A 20,406-nucleotide genomic window follows, 5' to 3' on the forward strand; every position below is an offset into this window, starting at 1 on the left:
TGCATGAGCATGGACAAGAAGACCATTTCGCGTGACGGCACCGAACTCGCCTACGCCCGCGCCGGCGAGGGGCCCGCGGTCATCCTGGTGAGCGGGGCGATGTCCACGGGCGGCACCATGGCGCCCCTGGCCGCCCTGCTCGCGGACCGCTGCACGGTCCTGCGCTACGACCGCCGGGGCCGCGGCGGGAGCGGCGACACGGCCCCCTACGCGGTGGAACGCGAGGTCGAGGACCTGGCGGCCCTCATCGACGCGGTGGGCGGCGAGGCGGCGCTGTACGGCATCTCCTCGGGCGGCGCGCTGGCGCTGGCGGCGGCCGCCGCCGGTCTGCCGGTGCGGCGGGTGGCCGTGTACGAGACGCCGTACGCCCTGGACGAGGAGGGCACGCGGGAGCGCGCCGCCTACACGGCGAACCTGACGGAGGCCCTCGCGCAGGGGCGGCGCGGCGACGCGGTCGAGCTGTTCCTGCGGCTGACGGGGCTGGCCGAGGAGATGATCCAGGGCGCCCGCCGGTCGCCGATGTGGGAGGGCATGGAGGCCATCGCCCCCACGCTCGCCCACGACGACGCCGTCATGGGCGGCGGCACGCCGCCCCGGGAACGGCTGGCCTCGATCACGGTCCCGGTGCTCGCCGCGGCGGGCGGGGCCAGTCCGCCGTGGCTGCGCGAGGCGACGCGTGCCGTGGCGGAGGCGTGCCCGGACGGCACGTACCGGGAGCTCGAGGACCAGACCCACATGGTGGACCCGGCCGTCCTCGCACCGGTGCTGGCGGAGTTCCTCGGGGCACGCGGCTGACGGTCAGGACACCCCGGCCGTCGCCCGCACGGTGGCCGCGATCGTCGCCGAGCCCACCACGCGCGTGTCGTCGTACAGCACGATCGCCTGGCCTGGGGCCACGCCCCGGACGGGCTCCGTGAAGGTGACCTCGAGGGAGCCGTCGACGAGCTCCGCGCGCACCTCGGTCTCGCCGCCGTGGGCGCGCAGCTGGGCCGTGTAGGTGCCGGGACCGGTCGGGGCGGCGCCGCACCAGCGGGGCCTGATCGCGGTCAGGGCGCCGACGTCCAGGGAGGCGGCCGGGCCGACCGTCACCGTGTTGTTCACCGGGGAGATGTCGAGGACGTAGCGCGGCTTGCCGTCGGCGGCCGGGGTGCCGATGCGCAGGCCCTTGCGCTGGCCGATGGTGAAGCCGTAGGCGCCCTCGTGGGTGCCCACCTTGGCGCCGGACTCGTCGACGATGTCGCCTTCGGCGCGGCCCAGCCGGTTCGCGAGGAAGCCCTGGGTGTCGCCGTCGGCGATGAAGCAGATGTCGTGGGAATCGGGCTTCTTGGCGACCGCCAGGCCCCGGCGCTCGGCCTCCGCGCGGATCTCGTCCTTCGTGGTCACCGTGTCACCGAGGGGGAAGAGCGCGTGGGCGAGCTGCCGGTCGTCGAGGACACCGAGGACGTACGACTGGTCCTTGGCCATGTCGGAGGCGCGGTGCAGCTCGCGCGTGCCGTCCTCGCGGACCAGCACCTTCGCGTAGTGGCCGGTGCACACCGCGTCGAAGCCCAGGGCGAGCGCCTTGTCCAGCAGCGCGGCGAACTTGATCTTCTCGTTGCAGCGCAGACACGGGTTGGGGGTGCGGCCGGCCTCGTACTCGGCGACGAAGTCGTCGACGACGTCCTCGCGGAAGCGGTCGGCGAGGTCCCAGACGTAGAACGGGATGCCGATGACGTCGGCCGCCCGGCGGGCGTCGCGCGAGTCCTCGATGGTGCAACAGCCTCGCGCGCCGGTGCGGAACGACTGCGGGTTCGCGGAGAGCGCGAGGTGGACGCCGGTCACGTCGTGTCCGGCTTCGGCTGCGCGGGCGGCGGCGACGGCGGAGTCGACCCCGCCGGACATGGCGGCGAGTACGCGGAGGGGGCGGGAGCGCTGCGAGGTCTCAGTCATAACCCTTCCAGGGTACGGGTCCCCGGGAACCGGAGCCCGCGAGTATCCGTTGACGATCACGAGGGGCGAGGAAGGGCACGGACATGGGGGACGGCAAGAGCGATTCCGACCGGCGGATCGGGCGGCGCGCCCTGCTGATCGGCGGGGCGGCGGCCGCCGTCGGCACGGGCGTGCTCGCGCGGGACGAACTGGCGCGACTGTACTGGCGGCTGCCGGGTGTGCGCAGGCGGCGGGTGGAGGGCGCGGTGGACTACCGGGGCGCCCGGTGGGTGGCGGCGTCGGAGGCGAACTTCCGCTGGGCGGACCGGCCGGACGACTACGGGATCGACATGGTCGTCGTCCATGTCACGCAGGGCGATCTCGACAGCGCGGTGAAGGCGTTCGAGGACCCGGGGCACCGGGCGGCCGCGCACTACATCGTCGGCAAGGACGGGCACGTCACGCAGATGATCCGGGAGCTGGACGTGGCGTACCACGCGGGCAACCGCGCGTACAACGAGCGCAGTGTCGGCATCGAGCACGAGGGCTTCGTGGACCGGCCCCAGGACTTCACCGACGCGATGTACACCGCGTCCGCCCGGCTGACCGCCGCGATCTGCCGGCGCTACGACATAGCCGTCGACCGCGAGCACATCATCGGGCATGTGGAGGTGCCGGGCACCGATCACACCGACCCGGGCGAGCACTGGGACTGGGACCGGTATCTGCGGCTCGTCCGGGAGGCACGGGCCGCCACCGCCACCTGAGGCCCCAGGACGTCAAGCGTGTGACAGGGCTCACCGGTGCCCACGGTCGTGGACCGGTGCCCACGGTCGTGGACGCCCGCCGAGAGCCGGCCGCCCCCGGCCCGGCACACCCGGGCCACCCGGGCCGGGTCCGTCGGCGGCGGACGGAGTCCGTCGCGGGGCCTTACGTCAGTCCCGCGGCGCGTGCCCGCTCCACAGCCGGGCCGATGGCCTTGGCGACCGCCTCGACGTCGGCCTCGGTGGAGGTGTGGCCGAGGGAGAAGCGCAGGGTGCCGCGGGCCAGGTCGGGGGCGGTGCCGGTGGCGAGCAGCACATGGCTGGGCTGGGCCACGCCGGCGGTGCAGGCGGAGCCGGTGGAGCACTCGATGCCCTGGGCGTCGAGCAGCAGCAGCAGGGAGTCGCCCTCACAGCCCGGGAAGGTGAAGTGGGCGTTGGCCGGGAGCCGGTCCACCGGGTCACCGCCGAGGATCGCGTCGGGGACGGCCGTACGGACCGCCTCGATCAGCGCGTCGCGCAGGGCGCCGACCTCCCGGGCGAACCACTCGCGCTGCTCGGCGGCCAGGCGCCCGGCGACGGCGAAGGAGGCGATGGCGGGGACGTCGAGGGTGCCGGAGCGGACATGGCGTTCCTGGCCGCCGCCGTGCAGGACGGGCACGGGGGTGTACTCGCGGCCGAGGAGGAGGGCGCCGATGCCGTACGGGCCGCCGATCTTGTGGCCGGAGACGGTCATCGCGGCGAGCCCCGAGGCGGCGAAGTCGACGGGGACCTGGCCGAAGGCCTGGACGGCGTCGGCGTGCAGCGGGACCTCGAACTCGGCTGCCACGTCCGCCAGTTCACGGACCGGCAGGATCGTGCCGATCTCGTTGTTGGCCCACATGACGGTGGCGAGGGCCACGTCCTGGGGATTGCGGGCGACGGCTTCGCGGAGCGCCTCGGGATGGACCCGCCCGTAGGAGTCGACCGGCAGGTACTCGACCGTGGCGCCCTCGTGCTCGCCGAGCCAGTGCACGGCGTCGAGGACCGCGTGGTGCTCGACCGGGCTGGCCAGGACTCGGGTGCGGGCCGGGTCCGCGTCACGGCGGGACCAGTACAGGCCCTTGACCGCGAGGTTGTCGGCCTCGGTGCCGCCGGAGGTGAGGACGACCTCGCTGGGACGGGCGCCGAGCGCGTCCGCGAGGGTCTCCCGGGCTTCCTCGACCGTACGGCGGGCCTGCCGGCCGGCCGCGTGGAGGGAGGAGGCGTTGCCGGTGACGCCCAGGTGCGCGGTGAGTGCCTCGACCGCCTCGGGGAGCATCGGCGTGGTCGCGGCGTGGTCGAGGTATGCCATGGTGGCCCCGATTCTACGGGGGTGGGGTGGCGCGCCTCGCTGGCAGGTGAGCCCGGACGGTCAGAAGCTCCAGGAAACCGTCGAGTCGGCGTGCATGAACGCCACCAGGACGACCAGGTCGGCGATGCCCAGACCGAGCCCGAGGAAGGCGCGCCCGCGGCGGGCCGTGCCGCGCCACAGCGCGACCGACGCCAGGACGATGGCGATCGGGCCGAGGAAGACGTTGAGGACGAGCAGGCCGAGCAGGCCGAGGACGAAGGACGCGACGGCCATGCCGTCGGTGTCCCGGATGCCGGTGCGGCGGGTGGCCGGTGCGGTGAGGTGCATGGCGGGTCAGCTCCTGTGGAGGAAGGTGCGACGGGTCAGTGGGTCGAGGTGTGCCGGCGGCGGCCGTGGCGCTCGCGGAGCGCGAAGACGCCGAGCCAGGCGGCGATCACGGCGGCGGCGACGAGGGTGAAGGCGAACGGCGCGTGGGCCACGGTGCCCATGACGACGCCGAACAGCAGCAGGGCCGCGACGAGGAACAGCATGGGATCGGATCCCCCTCCGTTAAGTTTGGGTGAACAGTTGTAGTTACAGTTGTTCACTGACTCTTGAGTCTAGCGTGTACCCCGGCTTTCCAATTCCAGAGAACAGTTGTTAACTGGATGATATGAGTCACACCCTCGGCATCCGGCAGGCCCAGAAGCAGAAGACCCGGCAGGCGCTCATGGACGCGGCGTTGGTGCTGCTGGAGGAGCAGAGTCTGAGCAGCCTGGGGCTGCGCGAGGTCACCCGTGCCGTCGGGGTCGCCCCGACCGCCTTCTACCGCCACTTCCGCTCCACCGCGGATCTGGGCGTGGCCCTGGTCGAGGAGGCGCTGGGCAGTCTGCACCCGATGATCCGCACCACCGTGACCGCGGACGGCACGAGCGAGGAACGCATAGCGCGCGCTGTCGAGTTGATCGCCGGTCATGTCACCGCGTACCCCGCCCCGGTCCGTTTCATCGCCCGTGAGCGACATGGCGGAGTCCAGCCGGTGCGGGAGGCGATCCGGGACCAACTGGCCCGGTTCGCCGAGGAGGTGAAGACCGAACTGGCCAAGGACGCCGAGGCGGAGGGCTGGAGCGACGACGACCTGCTGATGCTCTCGCACCTCTACGTCGACCAGATGCTCGTCACGGCCTCGCTGTTCCTGGAGGCGCTGGAGTCCTCGCCGCAGGAGCGGGAGCGGGTCGCCCTGCTCGCCGCCCGCCAGATGCGGCTCATCAGCATCGGCCGTCGGCACTGGCTGGACTGACGGCCGCGCGGCGGACCCGTACGCCGCGGGGGCGGCGCACCCGTTTCCCGGATGCGCCGCCCCCGGACCGCCGTCAGCCCTGCTGCGGGGTCTGCTGCCCCTGCTGTCCCTGGCCGCCGCCGGGAGCGCCACAGCCACCTCCCTGGCCACCGTCGGGGCCGCCCTGGCCGCCACCGCCGGGGCCCCCGCTCGGCATGCCCGACGGAACACCCGACGGCACACCGGTCGGAACCCCGGTGGGCGTGCCGGTGGGCGTCCCCGTCGGCTGCCCCGAGGGTGCGCCGCTCGGCGCGCCCGACGGGGCCCCGGAGGGGACTCCACCGGGCCTGCCGGACGGGTTGCCGGACGGCGGCGAGCAGGACTGCTGGGCGGACGACCCGCTGCTCGTGGAGGAGTCGCCCGAGCCGCAGGCCACCAGGGCGAGGGGCGAGAGCGCCAGCAACGCCACCGCGGGGGCGAGACGGACGGGCATCAGCGCACGCTTCATGAGAAACAGCTCCAGGGAAGATGAGGACGGCCTGAGACCGGCACTCAACCAACGGCGCTTAGGCCTTCCTTGGGCCCCCTCTGTCCCCCGCCTGTCAATCAGGTAAAGCACGCCTCAAGGAACCCTGCTGACCTGGGAGTTCACCTCGCGGCGAGGCCGGTGCGCCGGTACGGCTCCGTGACAGAGGCACCCGCGCACCGGGCCTCAGCCGAGCCTGACGCGCGCCAACTGCCGTGACTGCGCGACCAGTCGGTCCGCGCTGTCCCATACCTCGGCGTCCTCTTCCAGGAACCCGCCCGCGAGGTTGCGGGTGGTGATGGCGACGCGCAGCGGGCCCGGCGCCGGCCGGCAGCGGACGTGGACCGTCAGCTCGACCGTGGGGACCCAGCCGCGCAGGCCGATCTCGAAGGCGGTGGGCGGCAGGGCGTCCACCGCGAGGAGGAGGGAGAGCGGGTCGGGGTCACGGCCGTCCTTGAGGCCGAACCAGGCCCGCATCTCACCCTTGCCCGAGGGCTGCCCCAGCGCCCAGCCGAGGGTCGAGGGGTCGAGCTTGAGCATCAGGCGGTCGGTGATCGCGGAGCTGCCGTCGACGGGCGCCGGCCCGTCCTCGGGGCCGAAGCACTGGTCCATCGGCGGGATCGCGGGCGGCTTCGCCGTCGTACGGACGTCGTCCGGCAGGGAGTCCAGGTCGCCGTAGGAGGCGAGGACGCGGATCCGCTCGACCTCGGCGCCGTTGTCGTCGTACTGGAAGAGCGAGGCCTGGCCGGTGGACAGGGTGCGGCCGGTGCGGACGACGTCCGTGCGGACGACCGCGGGGCCGGGCTGGGACGCCGTCAGGTAGTGCGCCGAGATCGTGAACGGGTCGCGGTGCGGCAGGGCGTCCGCGAGCGCGCGGCCGAGGACGGCGAGAAGGTAGCCGCCGTTGACGGCGCTGATGATCGTCCAGCCGGCCGAGAGGTCGATGTCGTAGACGCCGGGCGCGCGGCGGGTGAGCGCGGTGTCGCGGTCGAACTCGGACGCGCGGTCCGCGGCCGGGGCCGTGACGGAGGCGGCGGGGGCCTGCCCGGCCGCCGCGGTAGCTGCTTCTGGCATGTCTGAACCGTACAACAGTGCATTACTAAGCGGTAGCTTTGGCCGCGACGGCGGCACCGCGGCAACACTCCCCGAGCGCCGCGGGCCGATGAGCTTTCCAGCCCGTCACCGACCGCTTCGGTGCCCGGCGGTGACCGGTTCGGGTGAGCGGTTCGGGTGAGCGGTCGGCAATTTCTTGGTAAGTGTCCGAACTCGTCCGTAACCTCGACGCCCGGTTTCCCCTCTGCAAGGACATGAGCCTCACCGGGACTCCGTTCCTCTACACCCTGATCGCACTGTCCGTGGCCGCCGTCGCGCTGCCACTGCTGACGTGGTCACGGCTGCGCGGACCGCGGGTCCTGCGCGCCGCGGCCCGGATGGTGATGCTGCTGTTCGCCCAGGGCACGGCCGTGGCCCTGGTCTTCGTCCTGGTCAACAACGACAACGGCCTCTACGACACCTGGGACGACCTGCTGGGCACCGGCACCCATGTGCAACAGGCCGCCGACCTGGGCGCCGACGGCACCGGCGGCATCGCGCTGGACCGGCTGCCCAAGGTCCGGCAGACGTTCGAGCAGGCCGAGGGGCCGGGCATGCACGCGGCGGGCGGGGTGCGCGTCACCCAGCTCGAGGGCCGGGTCTCCGGCGTCGACGCCGAGGTCTACGTCTGGCTCCCGCCGCAGTACGACGAGCCCGCCTACGCCCGTCGCGCCTTCCCCGTGGTGGAACTGCTGCCGGGCTATCCGGGCTCCGCGAAGTCCTGGTACGGGACGCTGCGGGTGCACGAGCAACTGGCGCCGCTGATGCGCGCGGGCAGGATCGCCCCGTTCATCCTGGTCGCCCCGCGCACCACACTGCTGCCGGGCGTGGACACCGGCTGCGCCAACGTCGCGGGCACCGTCAACGCCGACAGCTGGCTCAGCATCGACGTACCGAAGATGGTCAGGGACAACTTCCGGGCCCAGCCCGCGCCGAAGGGCTGGGCGGTCGCCGGGTACTCGGCCGGCGGCCACTGCGCGACGAAGCTCGCCGTCGCCCACCCGGACCGCTACCGGGCCGCGGTGAGCCTGTCCGGGTACAGCGACCCGATCGTCGAGCCCGACTCCCTCGCCGCGCAGAGCCCCGCCCTGCGCCGGGCCAACAACCCCTACCTGCTGCTCCGCGGGGCCACCGTGCCGCCGCCCGTGGCCCTCTACCTCTCCGGCCAGCCGAAGGACGGCTACGAGGCCGCCCTGGCCCTGCGGCACGAGGCGAAGGCGCCGACGGCCGTGCACGTCGTCTACATCCCGACCGGCGCGGGCGGTCACACCATGGCGCTGTGGCGGCCGCAGGTCGTGCCCGCGTTCCGCTGGCTGACCACCCAGCTGGACCAGCGCCCGGTCACCCGCGACGGGAACGGGCGGGGCGAGACGGACGGCACTACTCCTCGCGCACCGTCGAGCGCCGGTTCCAAGCACGCGGCGCTCGCCAGTGGAAACGCATCGCGAGCAGCCGCAGCACGAAGGCCGTGACCGCGGCCACCCCGCTGGCCAGCGGGGTGAGCACGTCGTAGTGGATGCAGAGCACCACCATGCTCGCGCCGACGATCGCCGGGACCGCGTAGAGATCGCGGTCCCAGCGCAGCAGCGACGGCACCTCGTTGGCCAGCACATCGCGCAGCACACCGCCGCCGACGGCGGTGGCGAGGCCCAGCGCGGCCGACGCGGTGAGGTTGAGGCCGTAGTCGTAGGCTGTCGTCGTCCCCGTGACGCAGAACAGGCCGAGGCCCGCCGCGTCGAAGACGTTGACGCCCGTCTGGATGCGCTCCACCTGCGGATGCAGGAAGACCACCAGGAGAGCGGCCAGCAGCGGGGTGAGGAAGTACCCCAGGTCGGTGAAGGCGGCCGGGGGCACGGCACCGATGACCAGGTCCCGGAAGACTCCGCCGCCCAGCGCGGTGACCTCGGCGAGCATGGCTATGCCGAACACGTCGAAGTTCTTGCGGACGGCCAGCAGCGCGCCCGAGATGGCGAAGACGAAAATGCCGATCAGGTCGAGCGTGTGCTGGACGGAGGGGCTGAAGATTTGCTGGAGCACCCCTACATTCTCACCCAGCACTGAGCCCCCGCCTTACATTGCAAGGCGGGGGCTGCGTGTTACTTACTTCTCTTTGGCCGGAGTGTCGTCCTCGGAAGCCTCCGGGGCGACCTCGGTGGCCTCCGTCGGCTCCGCGGCCTCGCTCGGCTCCGCGGCCTCGGTCGGTTCCGCGGCCTCGGTCGGCGTCGCGGCCGCTTCGGCCGCCACTTCCGCCGCCACCGCGGCCGACGTCTCCGCCGACTCCGCGAGCACCTCGTCGGCGACCAGCTCGGCCGCCTCCTTCGCGGCGGTCAGCAGGACGGTGTCCTGCGGAGCCTGGTCCGCGAAGTTCTCCGGGTGGTGGCAGGCGACCTGCTGGCCGGGCCGCAGCTCGATGAGGGGCGGCTCGGTGGTCTTGCACACCTCGGTCGCCTTCCAGCACCGGGTGTGGAAGCGGCAGCCGCTCGGCGGCGAGATCGGCGAGGGCACGTCACCCTTGAGCAGGATCCGCTCGCTCTTGGCGTTCTTGCGCCGCGGGTCCGGGATCGGCACCGCCGACATCAGCGCCTTGGTGTACGGGTGCATCGGCGACTTGTAGAGCAGGTCGCGGTCGGCCAGCTCCACGATCTTGCCGAGGTACATCACCGCGATGCGGTCCGAGACGTGCCGGACGACCGAGAGGTCGTGCGCGATGATCACGTAGGTGAGGCCGAGCTCCTGCTGGAGGTCGTCGAGCAGGTTGACGACCTGCGCCTGGATCGACACGTCGAGCGCCGAGACCGGCTCGTCCGCCACGACCAGCCTCGGGTTCAGCGCGAGCGCGCGGGCGATACCGATGCGCTGGCGCTGGCCGCCGGAGAATTCGTGCGGGTAGCGGTTGTAGTGCTCGGGGTTGAGACCCACGACCGACAGCAGCCGCTGCACTTCCTTCTTGATGCCGCCCTCGGGCTCGACGCCCTGGAGCTTGAAGGGAGCGCCGACGATCGTGCCGATGGTGTGGCGCGGGTTCAGCGACGAGTACGGGTCCTGGAAGATCATCTGCACATCGCGGCGCAGCGGACGCATGCCGCCCACCCCGAGGTGCGTGATGTCCTTGCCCTGGAACTCGACCTTGCCCGCGGTCGGTTCGAGCAGCCGGGTGATCAGCCGGCCCATCGTGGACTTGCCGCAGCCGGACTCGCCCACGACGCCGAGCGTTTCGCCGGAGCGGACCTCGAAGTCGATGCCGTCGACCGCGTGCACCGCCCCGACCTGCCGCTGGAGCAGGCCCTTCTTGATCGGGAAGTGCTTCTGGAGGCCGGTCACCTTCAGCAGGACCTCGCCGGGGGCGGCGTCCTTGGTGAGCGTCGCGCCCTCCGTCGGACCCTCGGCCTGCGCGGGGATCTTCACCGCTTTCTCGTCGTCACTCACAGCTTCGGCGCAATCTCTTCGGTCCAGATACGCTCCCGCTGCTCCGTGCCCAGGTGGCAGGCGGCCCAGTGCCGGCTGCCGACCTCGGCCAGCTCGGGCCGGACGGTGCGGGTGACGTTGTCCTTCGGGAGGTCCGCGTACGGGCAGCGCGGGTTGAAGGCGCAGCCGGACGGGATGTTGATCAGCGAGGGCGGGGAGCCCTTGACCGGGATCAGGCGCTCCTGCTGCTCACGGTCCAGCCGCGGCATCGAGCCGAGCAGACCCCAGGTGTAGGGGTGCCGGGGCTCGTAGAACACCTTGTCCGCCGGTCCCCGCTCGACGCAGCGGCCGCCGTACATCACCAGGATGTCGTCGGCGAGCTCGGCCACCACGCCCAGGTCGTGGGTGATGACGATGACCGCGGAGCCGAACTCCTTCTGGAGATCACGGATCAGGTCGAGGATCTGCGCCTGGACGGTCACGTCCAGGGCGGTCGTCGGCTCGTCCGCGATCAGCAGCTCGGGGTTGTTGACCAGCGACATCGCGATCATCGCGCGCTGCCGCATACCGCCCGAGAACTCGTGCGGGTAGCTGTCGACCCGCTTGTCCGGCTGCGGGATGCCCACCCGGTCGAGCATCTCGACCGCGCGGCGCTTGGCGGTCTTCTTGTCGACGTCGTGGTGGATCCGGTACGCCTCCACGATCTGCTGACCGATCGTGTAGTACGGGTGCAGCGCGGACAGCGGATCCTGGAAGATCATCGCCATCTCGCGGCCGCGCAGCTTGCGCACGTGGTCCGGGTCGGCGGACAGCAGCTCGGTGCCGTCGAGCCAGATCTCGCCGGAGATCTGGGCCTTGCGCTTGCCGTACTGGCCGGCCGTGTGCAGGCCCATGATGCCGAGCGAGGTCACCGACTTGCCGGAACCGGACTCACCCACGATGCCGAGGGTCTTGCCCTTCTCCAGCTGGAAGCTGAGCCCGTCGACGGACTTGACCAGGCCGTCGTCGGTCGGGAAGTGGACCTTGAGGTCGCGCACTTCGAGGAAGGCGGTCGGCGCGGGCGAGGCGGGGGTGGGTTCGCCCACGGCCGCTCCGCTCTTGCTGAGTTCGGTCATGCGAGCCTCACTCGGGGGTCGATCACGGCGTACAGGATGTCCACCACGAGGTTGGCGACGAGCACCGCCAGAGAAGTGATCAGGGTGACGCCCAGGATGATGGGCAGGTCCTGGTTCTTGATGGCGTTGAGCACCGCCTGGCCGAGGCCGGGCAGGTTGAACGCCGTCTCGGTCAGGATCGCACCGCCGATGAGGGCGCCGAGGTCCATGCCGAGCATGGTCAGCAGAGGGGTCATCGTGGAACGCATCGCGTGCTTCCCGATGACGGTGTGTTCCTTGAGGCCCTTGGCGCGGGCGGTACGGATGTAGTCCTCGCCGAGGATCTCCAGCATGGTGGCCCGGGTGATGCGGGCGTACATGGCCGCGTAGAGGAACGCGAGGGTGACCCACGGCAGGATCATGCCGCCGAACCAGCCGGTGAAACTCTCGTCCAGCGGTACGAACTGCCCGTCGAACAGGTCGAGTCCGTACACGAAGATCGACAGGGCGACCATGCCGGTGAAGTAGATCGGGAGCGAGACACCCGAGAGCGCGATGACCATCGCTCCGCGGTCCCACAGGCTGCCCCGCTTGAGCGCGGAGAGCACGCCCGCCGAGACACCGAAGATCAGCCACAGCACGGCGGCACCGAGCGCGAGCGCCAGGGTCACCGGGAAGCGGTCGGTCAGCACCGGCCAGACGGCCTGCTCACTGCGGAAGGAGTAGCCGAAGCACGGGGCGGCGCAGTGGATGGAGTCGCCACCGCCCGTGTAGGTCCGGCCGGCGAAGATGCCCTTGAAGAATTCCCAGACCTGGGCGTAGATCGGGTCGCCCAGGCCCAGCTTCTCGCGCACACCCTCGACGGCGGCAGGGTCGGCCTGCTTGCCCACGAAGCTCAAGGCGATGTCTACGCCAGCCCACTTGGGGATGAGGAAGAAGATGCCGAAGACCACCATGACGATGACCACGAGCATCACTGCGGCGGCGAACAACCGCCTGATGAGGTAAGCGAGCACAGCTCTCGGCCCGCCGCGGACCGCGGGCCACCGGATTGTGTCCAGTGACCCGCGGATCCGCCGCGCCGGCCTTCACCTGCCTTTCGTGCCGTTCGGCGGGTGTGCCGGGACTACTTCTTCGGGTTCTTCAGACCGAGGTTCACGAAGTCGTACTGACCGCTGTAACCGTCGGTGGTGTAGACGTTCGCCAGGTTGTCCGAGCGCCAGTTGATGAACCGCTCGAAGACGAAGGGCAGGTAGTACGCGCCCTCCATCACCTTGTGGTTGATCTCCGTGGCGATCTTGGTCTTGCCGGCGTCGTCCAGGGTGGTGACGTACGAGGAGAACAGACCGTCGATCGTCTTGTCGTTGATGAGCGCGTAGTTGTTGTTACCGCTCTCCGCGATGTACTTGCTGCTCCACAGCGGCAGACCGAAGCCCTGGACGGACGGGAAGTCCGGACCCCAGCCCATGATGATGATGCCGTAGCCCTTCTTCTTCACGTTCGAAGGGCTGCCGATGATGCCGGCGGTCTGCGAGCCGTCGTACTGGTCGATCTCGGCGGTGATGCCGATCTTCTTCAGCGACGCCTGGAGGGACTGGGCGGTGGCCACCTCGACCGGCTTGTTGTTACGCACCGCGATGGTGGTCTTGAAGCCGTTCGGCTGACCGCAGGCCTTCAGGGCCTCCTTGGCCTTGGCCTCGTTGCCGCTCTTGTTGGCGCCGGCGATCTCGTACGGGTCGTACTTCTGACCCTCGGCACCCGGGACGGACGGCGGCAGCATGTTGGTGCCGATGTCGCCACCGGCGACCGGACCGCCGCGGGCGGTCTGGAGCGACACGTGGTCGGCGCCGAGGATGACGGCCTTGCGGCACTCGATGTTGTTGAACGGCGCGACGCTCTGCGGGAAGACCGCGTAACGGACGTAGCCGGAGACCGGGTTGTCCAGGTTGGCCTTGTGCTCCTTCAGGGCGGTGGTGCGGCCCTGCGGCGACATGCCGGTCTGGTTCAGGTCGAGGTCCAGGTCACCGCTCAGCAGACGCTGGTCGAGCTGGTTGGCGTCCGAGAAGAACTGGATGGTGATCTGGTCCGGGTAGGCCTTGCGGATCGGGTCCGAGGCCTGCTTCCAGGAGGTGTTGCGGACCAGCTTGAGGTCCTTGCCCGGGCTGTAGGACGCGAACTTGTACGGGCCCGAGGAGAACGGCTTGAGGCCGTACTTGGACTTGGTGTCCATGTCCTGGCGGACCGGCGAGGCCGACACCAGGGCGAGCATCTCCTCGAAGTCCGAGTTGGCCTGCGGGAGGTGGAAGACGATGGTCTTGTCGTCCGGCGTGTCGATCGCCTTCAGACCCAGCTTGTCCGCGGACGTGTCCTTGTAGGGACCCTTGTACTCGCCCTTGGGGTCGAGGACGTCCTTCAGGTACGTCGGACCGCCGGACAGCACGTCCTGCGCCCACACGCGCTCGATGCCGTACTTCACGTCCTTGGACGTGATCGGCTTGCCGTCCTCCCACGTGACGCCGTCACGCAGGGTGTACGTGTAGGTCTTGCCGTCGTCCGTGACCTTCGCGGTCTCGGTGGCGAGGTCCGGAGTGACCTCGGCGCCCGCGGCGCCCGGCTCGGCCTTGTTCGTGACGAGCTGACGGCTGTAGTAGCGGGCGAAGTTCCACATCATGCCGTAGTAGCCACGCGTGGTGTCCCACGAGTCGGCATCCTGCGCGGCACCGAACTTCAGCGTGCCGCCCTTCTTGGCGGCGGACGCCTGGGCGACCTTGTTGTTCGCGGCGTCGAAGCCGGCGGCACCGGAGCTCGAGCCCTTGTCGCCGTCGTCTCCACCGCCGCCGCACGCCGCCGTGGTCAGCAGCGCGGCGACCGCGGCAGCAGCGGCAAACGCCTGCTTCCGCCGCCCTGAGGTGCGTTGGGTAGTCACGATCTCGGATCCTCCGGATAGATGAGAGATACCCCGTGTGAAGACCACGGGACGGTTGGGGCGCCGTGTGTTCGGCGGTGCTGCGGCTCGCTGTGTTCGCTGGTCCCCGCGGGGGCGGATCAGCGGGAGGCCTTCGGGTCCAGTGCGTCCCGGACGCCGTCGCCGAAGAGGTTGAAGGCGAGCACGGTGATGAAGATCGCCACACCCGGGACCACCATGTACATCGGGTCCGACTCGTAGTAGTCGATCGCGCTCGAGAGCATCTGCCCCCACGAGGCGGTGGGCGGCTTGACCCCGACGCCCAGGAAGCTGAGCGCCGCCTCGGTGAGGATGTTGGTGGGGATCATCATCGTCGTGTAGACGACGATCGGGGCGACCAGGTTGGGCAGCAGTTCCTTGAACAGGATGTACAGCCGCCCCGCGCCCAGCGATCGGGCGGCCTCCACGTACTCGCGCTCACGCAGCGAGAGCGTCTGGCCGCGCACCACGCGTCCGATGTAGGGCCAGCCGAAGAAGCCGATGACCAGGATCATCACGAAGACACGCACGCTCGAACCGGAGAGGCCGAGCAGGTCGTTCGGCATGACGGAGACCAGCGCGATGATGAAGAGCAGCTGCGGGAAGGCGAGCAGACCGTCCATCACCCGGCTGATGAGGGAGTCGACCCAGCCGCCGAAGAAGCCGGCGAGGATGCCCAGCACGGTTCCGAGGATCACCGCGACCACGGCCGACAGGAAGCCGACCAGCAGCGAGATCCGGGCGCCGTAGAGGATGCGGGCGAAGATGTCGCGGCCGTTGACCGGCTCGACGCCGAGCAGGTGGTCGCCGCTGAGACCGCCCAGAGAGCCCGTGGGCGTACCGAAGAGCGGGTCGATCAGGTTCTCGTGGTACTCGTTCGGGTCCTGCCCGAGCAGCCCGGTGATGACCGGCGCGAGCAGCGCGACCACGACCAGGACGAGCACGACGACGCCGCCCGTGAGGGCGAGCTTGTCCCGCTTGAGGCGCTCCCAGGCGATCCGGCCCAGGGAACGGCCCTGAACGGCCTTGGCGCCGCTGGTGGCGACCGACGCTTCCTCGGCCGCGCTCGGGGCCGCTTCCGCGGTCGGCTCGTGCAATGGTGCCGTCATCTGGCAGGGACCCCTCTCAACCGGCGGTAGCCGGCCCGCACTTGCCGCTGTAGCGGCGTGATCAGTCCGTAATACGCAGGGGATAAGTCCCCTGACGCCGGAGTCTTCAACGGTTTGGCGATCAGTAGCCAGACTTGGCAGTGAATGGATGCGTAAACGTGATCCGGGTAGAGGGGTTCCGTTATCCGGACGGTGGGTAACGCCCCCCGGACACTGACTTATTGGGTCAGAACGGACAAAACCGGTACCAATCGCCGCTATCTACGCGCGAAGACACCCGGTCCCGACCTCGCGGCAGGACCCGTCTCGGACGTCAGTATCGTCCGGTGGGCGGATAGCCGTAGCCACCGGCCGGCGCCTGGACAGGTGCCGGCGCGTGGGCCTCGCGGTCGTAGAAGGGCCGCGCGGTGGCACGCATCCACATCACGACGGGGTCGTACTCGTCGGTCATGGCGACCGTCGACACCGGCAGCCCGTCCGGGACGGCCCCGATGGACTGCTGCATCATCGCCCGTACGGCGTCCACGGCCGGCGGGGAGGAGTCGTAGACGTCCAGTCCGATGGCCAGGTAGGGCGCGCCCAGCGCCGGCTGCACCCAGGCGCGCCGCAACGCGCGGACCGCCGGGGTACGGTGGGCGTTCTGCGCGAGCAGGGCGTAGAACTGCGGGATCTCGATGCCCGGTTCGGACAGCCGCAACGGCCCCGCGGGCTGGCGCTCCAGGCCGGTGGCGATACGGCGCAGATCGAGCCAGGGGATGCCGACCCCGCCGCCGGGGGCGTGCGGGTTCAGCCAGAGGCCGTAGTGGTCGGGGTAGAGGGTGCGGGCCACGTCCAGCCCGTCCACCACCTCGTACGACCTGTTCCAGCCGCTCGCGCTGAGCTCCTGGGCCGAGGTGACGCAGGGCGCGTAGCCGTGCCCCTCGACCTCCATGTTTCCGTACTGGGCGTCCGGGGAGCCCGCCTGGCCGTGCCAGAGCAGCATCCAGACCTGGCCGGAGGACGGGGTCGCGAGCGCGCGCAGGAGCGCCTCGTAGGCGTCGTAGCGCCCGGGCGTGACCTGGCGCAGCATGTGCTCGACCGAGCCGGTCGCGGCAGTGCCAGCGCTCACTTTGAATCGCCCCTTCGAGAAAGTGCCCCGCGTCTGAGTGCCCCGCGTCGGAGTCCAGCTTAGGCGCTCCGCCCGGTCGCGCCGTTGAGAGCTCGGGGCTGACCGCGCGTCGGCGGACGCGTGTGCGGTCCGGCCGGTCGCGACCCGCGGCCGCGCCGCGGACGAAGACAGCCCCCCGCGCCCCCGCGGGTGGGCCGCTCCTGGGGTCCGCCGTCTAGTGGAGCCTCGTGTAGAAGGGGCGGACCCGCTCCCTCAGCCAGTCGCCCACCGGATCCTGGGCCACGTCCAGGAGGACCAGGTTGACCGGCCAGGGCGCCGGGGTCCTGCCGAGCGCCCTGCCCAGCGCCTCCAGGGGCAGGGCCCTCAGGTCGCCTTCCAGAGCGGAGAGTTCCACGCCCACGAACATCACCGGGTCCGCCGTCTCGATGGCGGCCAGGCAGCGGCGGGCGGTGCGGACCACGCCCGTGGCCTCGAACTCCGCCGAGGCCGCGGCCAGGAAGTCCATCGGGTCGTCCTGCCAGTCGGGCTCGAAGAGACGGACCCGGCCGCCGGCCGCGGTGCCGTCCAGCGGGGTGCGGCCCGCCCGGCACAGCTCGGCCACGGCGGGCGGCGGCAGCGGGACACCGACCACGCCGTCCGGGTTCACCAGGATGCCCGCCTGCGGGGGCAGCCCCCGGGCGAACTCCACGGCCGGCGCGATCGTGAACGACATGTGCGAGCCGACGACCTGCCGGAACTGCTCCTCGGAGCTGAAGACCGGCACGTACACCTGGCCCTCGAGCTCCATCGTGGGCAGGTCGAGGGGGCCGCTGTGCGGGCCGCCGCCGCCGGGCAGCGGCACCCAGACGAAACTGCGCCCGAGCACCTCGACGATCCGGCCGCCGGCTCCCGGCACGCCGAGGGAGACGGAGAGCACCTCCTCCAGCTCGTTGCCGGGCCATCCGCCGTGCGGATGGGGGTGCGCCTGCGCCGGAAAGTCCGCGGAGAAGTCCGTCGGAAAGTTGGCCGGGGGGAAATCCATCTGCCTACCGCCTGCTGAGAACCGCTCACTTCGCTGTGGCTGAAAGGCTAGCGGGTACCGGGCGTCGCGCCCGAGCCCTCAGCCCGTGAAACCGATACGGCGCAGCGCGTCGGCCGCCGCGCGGTCGAGCAGCACCGCCGAGCCGCAGCCCGCGGGCAGCCGCCCCTTCTCCACCGAGCGCACCAGCCGGGAGGCGGCGTGCCGGTGGCGCAGGAACGCGTACCGGGAGACGCCCCGGCCGCGCTCGCGCTGCCCCTCCAGTGCCGTGTCCGCGCCGACGTCCAGGAGGAGCAGGTGCAGGGTGCCGCCGCGGCGGCGGGCCTCGCGGGCCAGCCAGTCGCGCACCCAGGCCTGCGTGCCGCAGTCGTGCACGACGACGCCCGCCCCGCCGCGCAGCGCCCTGCGCAGTCCGGCGTAGTGGGCGAGCCGGACGAGGGGGCGGTAGAGGCCGTAGGGCAGGAAGCGGGGAGCGCGGGCGTCCCAGCGGTCCCGGGTGTCCTGGGAGTCGATGCGGGTGCCCTGCACGGTCCGCCGCATGAGCGTGGACTTGCCGCTGCCGGGCAGACCGGTGACCACGACCAGGTCGCGGGGGCCGAAGAGCAGGCCGTGCGGGCTGCGGCCGGCCCGCTCGCGCAGGTCGCGGACGACGGGCGCAGGCCGGCGACCGCGCGCCTGACGGGCCGGGGCGACGGGCTGCGCGGGCAGCGCGATCCCCGAGCCGGTCGCGAATGCCCTGGACCTCGCCGTGGTCGTCCTGTTCACCGTGATCGTCCTCCCCTGGGGTCAGATGGTGTCCTCATCCCCACCGAGCGTAAAGAGAAGGTAATGCGCCACGTCCGGTGATTTCGTACGCGTACCGACACAAGCCGGTTACAGATCCGGCCTGCCGGGATCGGGGCGAGCCGTGCAATGATGGCCGCGCCAACTGCATACCGGCCGTTTGAATCCGCGCGGGAGAGTCCTCAGCAGCAGCTTCGCTGGGGCGCCGAAGGAGCAAGTCCCTCCCTTGAATCTCTCAGGCCCCGTTACCGCGCGGGCGAGGCACATCTGAAAAGCGGGCCGCTGTCTCCAGTGGCCCCACCCAAGGTGCAAGTCACGACCGAACCCGTTCCGGGTGGTCATGGCGAACCTCTCAGGTTCCGATGACAGATGGGGAGGAACGACCTCGCCGTGCCGTCATGCCTTGGGAGACGAACGCCCGATGAGCAGTACCGACCCCGCATCCGACCAGAACGCCGGGCAGCGCCACACCGCCCTCGACGCGGTGCACCGCGCGCTCGGCGCGACGATGACCGACTTCGCCGGCTGGGACATGCCCCTGCGCTACGGCTCCGAGCGTGACGAGCACCACGCCGTCCGCACCCGGGCCGGGCTCTTCGACCTCTCCCACATGGGCGAGATCACCGTCACCGGCCCGCAGGCCGCAGCCCTTCTCGACTTCGCCCTGGTGGGCAACATCGGCGCGGTCAAGGCCGGCCGCGCCCGCTACACGATGATCTGCCGGGCGGACGGCGGCATCCTGGACGACCTGATCGTCTACCGGCTGGCCGAGACCGAGTTCATGGTGGTGGCCAACGCCTCCAACGCCCAGGTCGTGCTGGACGCGCTGACCGAGCGTGCCGAGGGCTTCGACGCGGAGGTCCGCGACGACCGTGACGCCTACGCGCTGATCGCCGTGCAGGGCCCCGAGTCCCCCGGCATCCTGGCGGCCGTCACGGACGCCGACCTGGACGGCCTGAAGTACTACGCCGGCCTGCCCGGCACCGTCGCCGGCGTGCCCGCCCTCATCGCGCGCACCGGCTACACCGGCGAGGACGGCTTCGAACTGTTCGTGCGGCCGGAGCACGCCGTCGAGCTGTGGCAGGCGCTGACCAAGGCCGGCCAGGGCGCCGGGCTGGTGCCCTGCGGTCTGTCCTGCCGGGACACGCTGCGTCTGGAGGCGGGCATGCCGCTGTACGGGCACGAGCTGAGCACGTCCCTGACCCCGTTCGACGCGGGTCTCGGCCGGGTGGTGAAGTTCGACAAGGACGGCGACTTCGTCGGCCGTACGGCGCTGGAGGCGGCCGCCGAGCGCGCCGCCTCGCAGCCCCCGCGCGTCCTGGTCGGCCTGGTCGCCGAGGGCCGCCGGGTCCCGCGCGCCGGGTTCGCCGTGGTCGCCGGCGGCGAGGTGATCGGCGAGGTCACCTCCGGCGCCCCCTCCCCCACGCTCGGCAAGCCCATCGCGATGGCGTACGTCGACGCCGCCCACGCGGCACCGGGGACCACGGGCGTCGGCGTGGACATCCGAGGCAGTCACGAGCCGTACGAGGTCGTGGCGCTGCCGTTCTACAAGCGCCAGAAGTAGACACTGGGCGCGTCGACGCCCGCCCGCACGTGACCCTGCGCACATTTCCGCTGCTCACGTGCGTATCCAGCAGTCCCCCATTCACCAGCACCCTCCCGCGTACAGGAGAATTCAGGCCATGAGCAACCCCCAGCAGCTGCGCTACAGCAAGGAGCACGAGTGGCTGTCGGTCGCCGAGGACGGCGTCTCGACGGTCGGCATCACCGAGCACGCGGCCAACGCGCTCGGCGACGTGGTCTTCGTCCAGCTCCCCGAGGTCGGTGACACGGTGACCGCGGGCGAGACCTGCGGCGAGCTGGAGTCGACCAAGTCGGTCAGCGAGCTGTACGCGCCGGTCTCCGGCGAGATCGTCGAGGTCAACCAGGACGTCGTCGACGACCCGGCGCTGGTGAACTCCGCCCCCTTCGAGGGCGGATGGCTCTTCAAGGTACGCACCGCGGGCGAGCAGGACGACCTGCTCACCGCCGACGAGTACACCGCCTTCACCGCCGGCTGAGGAGTCG

General features: G+C 71.1%; 21 protein-coding genes and 2 riboswitches. Of the genes, 6 read left to right on the plus strand and 15 right to left on the minus strand.

Annotated elements, in window-relative coordinates; genetic code table 11:
• Positions 1-9: 9 nt before the first annotated feature.
• Positions 10-795 (plus strand): alpha/beta fold hydrolase, encoded by a 786-nt coding sequence (locus AOQ37_RS05770; protein ID WP_062641868.1) that lies wholly within the window; start codon positions 10-12, stop codon positions 793-795.
• A gap of 3 nt (positions 796-798) precedes the next feature.
• Here AOQ37_RS05770 and mnmA read toward each other — a convergent pair whose 3' ends face one another.
• Positions 799-1,929, minus strand: coding sequence for a tRNA 2-thiouridine(34) synthase MnmA (gene mnmA / locus AOQ37_RS05775; RefSeq protein WP_062641869.1), 1,131 nt, complete (start codon positions 1,927-1,929; stop codon positions 799-801).
• An 83-nt stretch (positions 1,930-2,012) separates the two neighbouring features.
• Between mnmA and AOQ37_RS05780 the strand changes: the two genes are divergently transcribed.
• The gene (locus tag AOQ37_RS05780; RefSeq protein ID WP_062641871.1) at positions 2,013-2,675 is read left to right on the plus strand and encodes an N-acetylmuramoyl-L-alanine amidase; all 663 of its coding nucleotides are present in this window, start codon (positions 2,013-2,015) and stop codon (positions 2,673-2,675) included.
• 163 nt (positions 2,676-2,838) lie between these two features.
• On the opposite strand, the gene AOQ37_RS05785 is transcribed toward AOQ37_RS05780, so the two are convergent.
• The 3 genes from AOQ37_RS05785 to AOQ37_RS40780 are packed head-to-tail and all read right to left on the minus strand — an operon-like array spanning position 2,839 to position 4,532.
• Positions 2,839-4,002, minus strand: coding sequence for a cysteine desulfurase family protein (locus AOQ37_RS05785; protein ID WP_062641872.1), 1,164 nt, complete (start codon positions 4,000-4,002; stop codon positions 2,839-2,841).
• A gap of 60 nt (positions 4,003-4,062) precedes the next feature.
• Positions 4,063-4,329: a hypothetical protein gene (locus tag AOQ37_RS05790; RefSeq protein ID WP_062641874.1), complete on the minus strand. Its 267-nt coding sequence runs from the start codon at positions 4,327-4,329 to the stop codon at positions 4,063-4,065.
• A 35-nt stretch (positions 4,330-4,364) separates the two neighbouring features.
• A complete protein-coding gene (locus AOQ37_RS40780; protein WP_199824938.1) occupies positions 4,365-4,532 on the minus strand; it encodes a hypothetical protein in 168 nt (55 codons plus the stop codon).
• A gap of 122 nt (positions 4,533-4,654) precedes the next feature.
• Between AOQ37_RS40780 and AOQ37_RS05795 the strand changes: the two genes are divergently transcribed.
• The gene (locus tag AOQ37_RS05795) at positions 4,655-5,281 is read left to right on the plus strand and encodes a TetR family transcriptional regulator (RefSeq protein ID WP_062641875.1); all 627 of its coding nucleotides are present in this window, start codon (positions 4,655-4,657) and stop codon (positions 5,279-5,281) included.
• Between the two features lie 73 nt (positions 5,282-5,354).
• On the opposite strand, the gene AOQ37_RS05800 is transcribed toward AOQ37_RS05795, so the two are convergent.
• Both AOQ37_RS05800 and AOQ37_RS05805 read right to left on the minus strand, forming a co-directional pair.
• On the minus strand, positions 5,355-5,768 hold the full coding sequence (locus AOQ37_RS05800) for a hypothetical protein (protein WP_062641877.1): 414 nt from the start codon (positions 5,766-5,768) through the stop codon (positions 5,355-5,357).
• A gap of 204 nt (positions 5,769-5,972) precedes the next feature.
• Complete coding sequence (locus AOQ37_RS05805; protein WP_062641878.1) at positions 5,973-6,860, minus strand: thioesterase family protein; 888 nt, start codon at positions 6,858-6,860, stop codon at positions 5,973-5,975.
• 233 nt (positions 6,861-7,093) lie between these two features.
• Here AOQ37_RS05805 and AOQ37_RS05810 point away from each other — a divergent pair, with 233 nt between their 5' ends.
• The gene (locus tag AOQ37_RS05810) at positions 7,094-8,350 is read left to right on the plus strand and encodes an alpha/beta hydrolase (protein ID WP_062642471.1); all 1,257 of its coding nucleotides are present in this window, start codon (positions 7,094-7,096) and stop codon (positions 8,348-8,350) included.
• On the opposite strand, the gene AOQ37_RS38405 is transcribed toward AOQ37_RS05810, so the two are convergent.
• The 9 genes from AOQ37_RS38405 to AOQ37_RS05855 form a co-directional block, all read right to left on the minus strand.
• Positions 8,259-8,915 (minus strand): trimeric intracellular cation channel family protein, encoded by a 657-nt coding sequence (locus AOQ37_RS38405; protein WP_078890020.1) that lies wholly within the window; start codon positions 8,913-8,915, stop codon positions 8,259-8,261. The genes AOQ37_RS05810 and AOQ37_RS38405 overlap by 92 nt on opposite strands.
• Positions 8,916-8,978: 63 nt before the next feature.
• The gene (locus tag AOQ37_RS05820) at positions 8,979-10,304 is read right to left on the minus strand and encodes an ABC transporter ATP-binding protein (RefSeq protein WP_078890021.1); all 1,326 of its coding nucleotides are present in this window, start codon (positions 10,302-10,304) and stop codon (positions 8,979-8,981) included.
• Positions 10,301-11,398: an ABC transporter ATP-binding protein gene (locus tag AOQ37_RS05825; RefSeq protein WP_062641882.1), complete on the minus strand. Its 1,098-nt coding sequence runs from the start codon at positions 11,396-11,398 to the stop codon at positions 10,301-10,303. Before AOQ37_RS05825 ends, AOQ37_RS05820 begins: the two co-directional genes overlap by 4 nt.
• Entirely contained in the window at positions 11,395-12,393 is a 999-nt protein-coding gene (locus AOQ37_RS05830) for an ABC transporter permease (protein ID WP_062641883.1), read from the minus strand. Before AOQ37_RS05830 ends, AOQ37_RS05825 begins: the two co-directional genes overlap by 4 nt.
• 110 nt (positions 12,394-12,503) lie before the next feature.
• Positions 12,504-14,303 carry an ABC transporter substrate-binding protein gene (locus AOQ37_RS05835; RefSeq protein WP_062641885.1) on the minus strand — a complete coding sequence of 600 codons (1,800 nt, stop codon included), beginning with the start codon at positions 14,301-14,303 and terminating at the stop codon, positions 12,504-12,506.
• A gap of 119 nt (positions 14,304-14,422) precedes the next feature.
• Positions 14,423-15,430: an ABC transporter permease gene (locus AOQ37_RS05840; protein WP_057601603.1), complete on the minus strand. Its 1,008-nt coding sequence runs from the start codon at positions 15,428-15,430 to the stop codon at positions 14,423-14,425.
• Between the two features lie 313 nt (positions 15,431-15,743).
• Positions 15,744-16,499 carry an enhanced serine sensitivity protein SseB C-terminal domain-containing protein gene (locus AOQ37_RS05845; protein ID WP_062641887.1) on the minus strand — a complete coding sequence of 252 codons (756 nt, stop codon included), beginning with the start codon at positions 16,497-16,499 and terminating at the stop codon, positions 15,744-15,746.
• 253 nt (positions 16,500-16,752) lie between these two features.
• Positions 16,753-17,559 (minus strand): enhanced serine sensitivity protein SseB, encoded by an 807-nt coding sequence (locus AOQ37_RS05850; RefSeq protein WP_062641889.1) that lies wholly within the window; start codon positions 17,557-17,559, stop codon positions 16,753-16,755.
• A gap of 78 nt (positions 17,560-17,637) precedes the next feature.
• Positions 17,638-18,321 (minus strand): AAA family ATPase, encoded by a 684-nt coding sequence (locus AOQ37_RS05855; protein WP_062641891.1) that lies wholly within the window; start codon positions 18,319-18,321, stop codon positions 17,638-17,640.
• Between the two features lie 179 nt (positions 18,322-18,500).
• Positions 18,501-18,600, plus strand: a riboswitch (glycine riboswitch).
• Positions 18,601-18,718: riboswitch (glycine riboswitch) on the plus strand.
• Positions 18,719-18,760: 42 nt separating this feature from the next.
• Between AOQ37_RS05855 and gcvT the strand changes: the two genes are divergently transcribed.
• Together gcvT and gcvH are read left to right on the plus strand one after the other, a co-directional pair.
• Positions 18,761-19,903, plus strand: a complete 1,143-nt coding sequence (gcvT, locus tag AOQ37_RS05860; protein ID WP_062641892.1) for a glycine cleavage system aminomethyltransferase GcvT — start codon at positions 18,761-18,763, stop codon at positions 19,901-19,903.
• Between the two features lie 118 nt (positions 19,904-20,021).
• Positions 20,022-20,399: a glycine cleavage system protein GcvH gene (gene gcvH / locus AOQ37_RS05865; RefSeq protein ID WP_020131386.1), complete on the plus strand. Its 378-nt coding sequence runs from the start codon at positions 20,022-20,024 to the stop codon at positions 20,397-20,399.
• Positions 20,400-20,406: the final 7 nt, after the last annotated feature.

The sequence above is a fragment of the Streptomyces maremycinicus genome, assembly GCF_001184025.1.
Lineage (GTDB): Bacteria > Actinomycetota > Actinomycetes > Streptomycetales > Streptomycetaceae > Streptomyces > Streptomyces maremycinicus.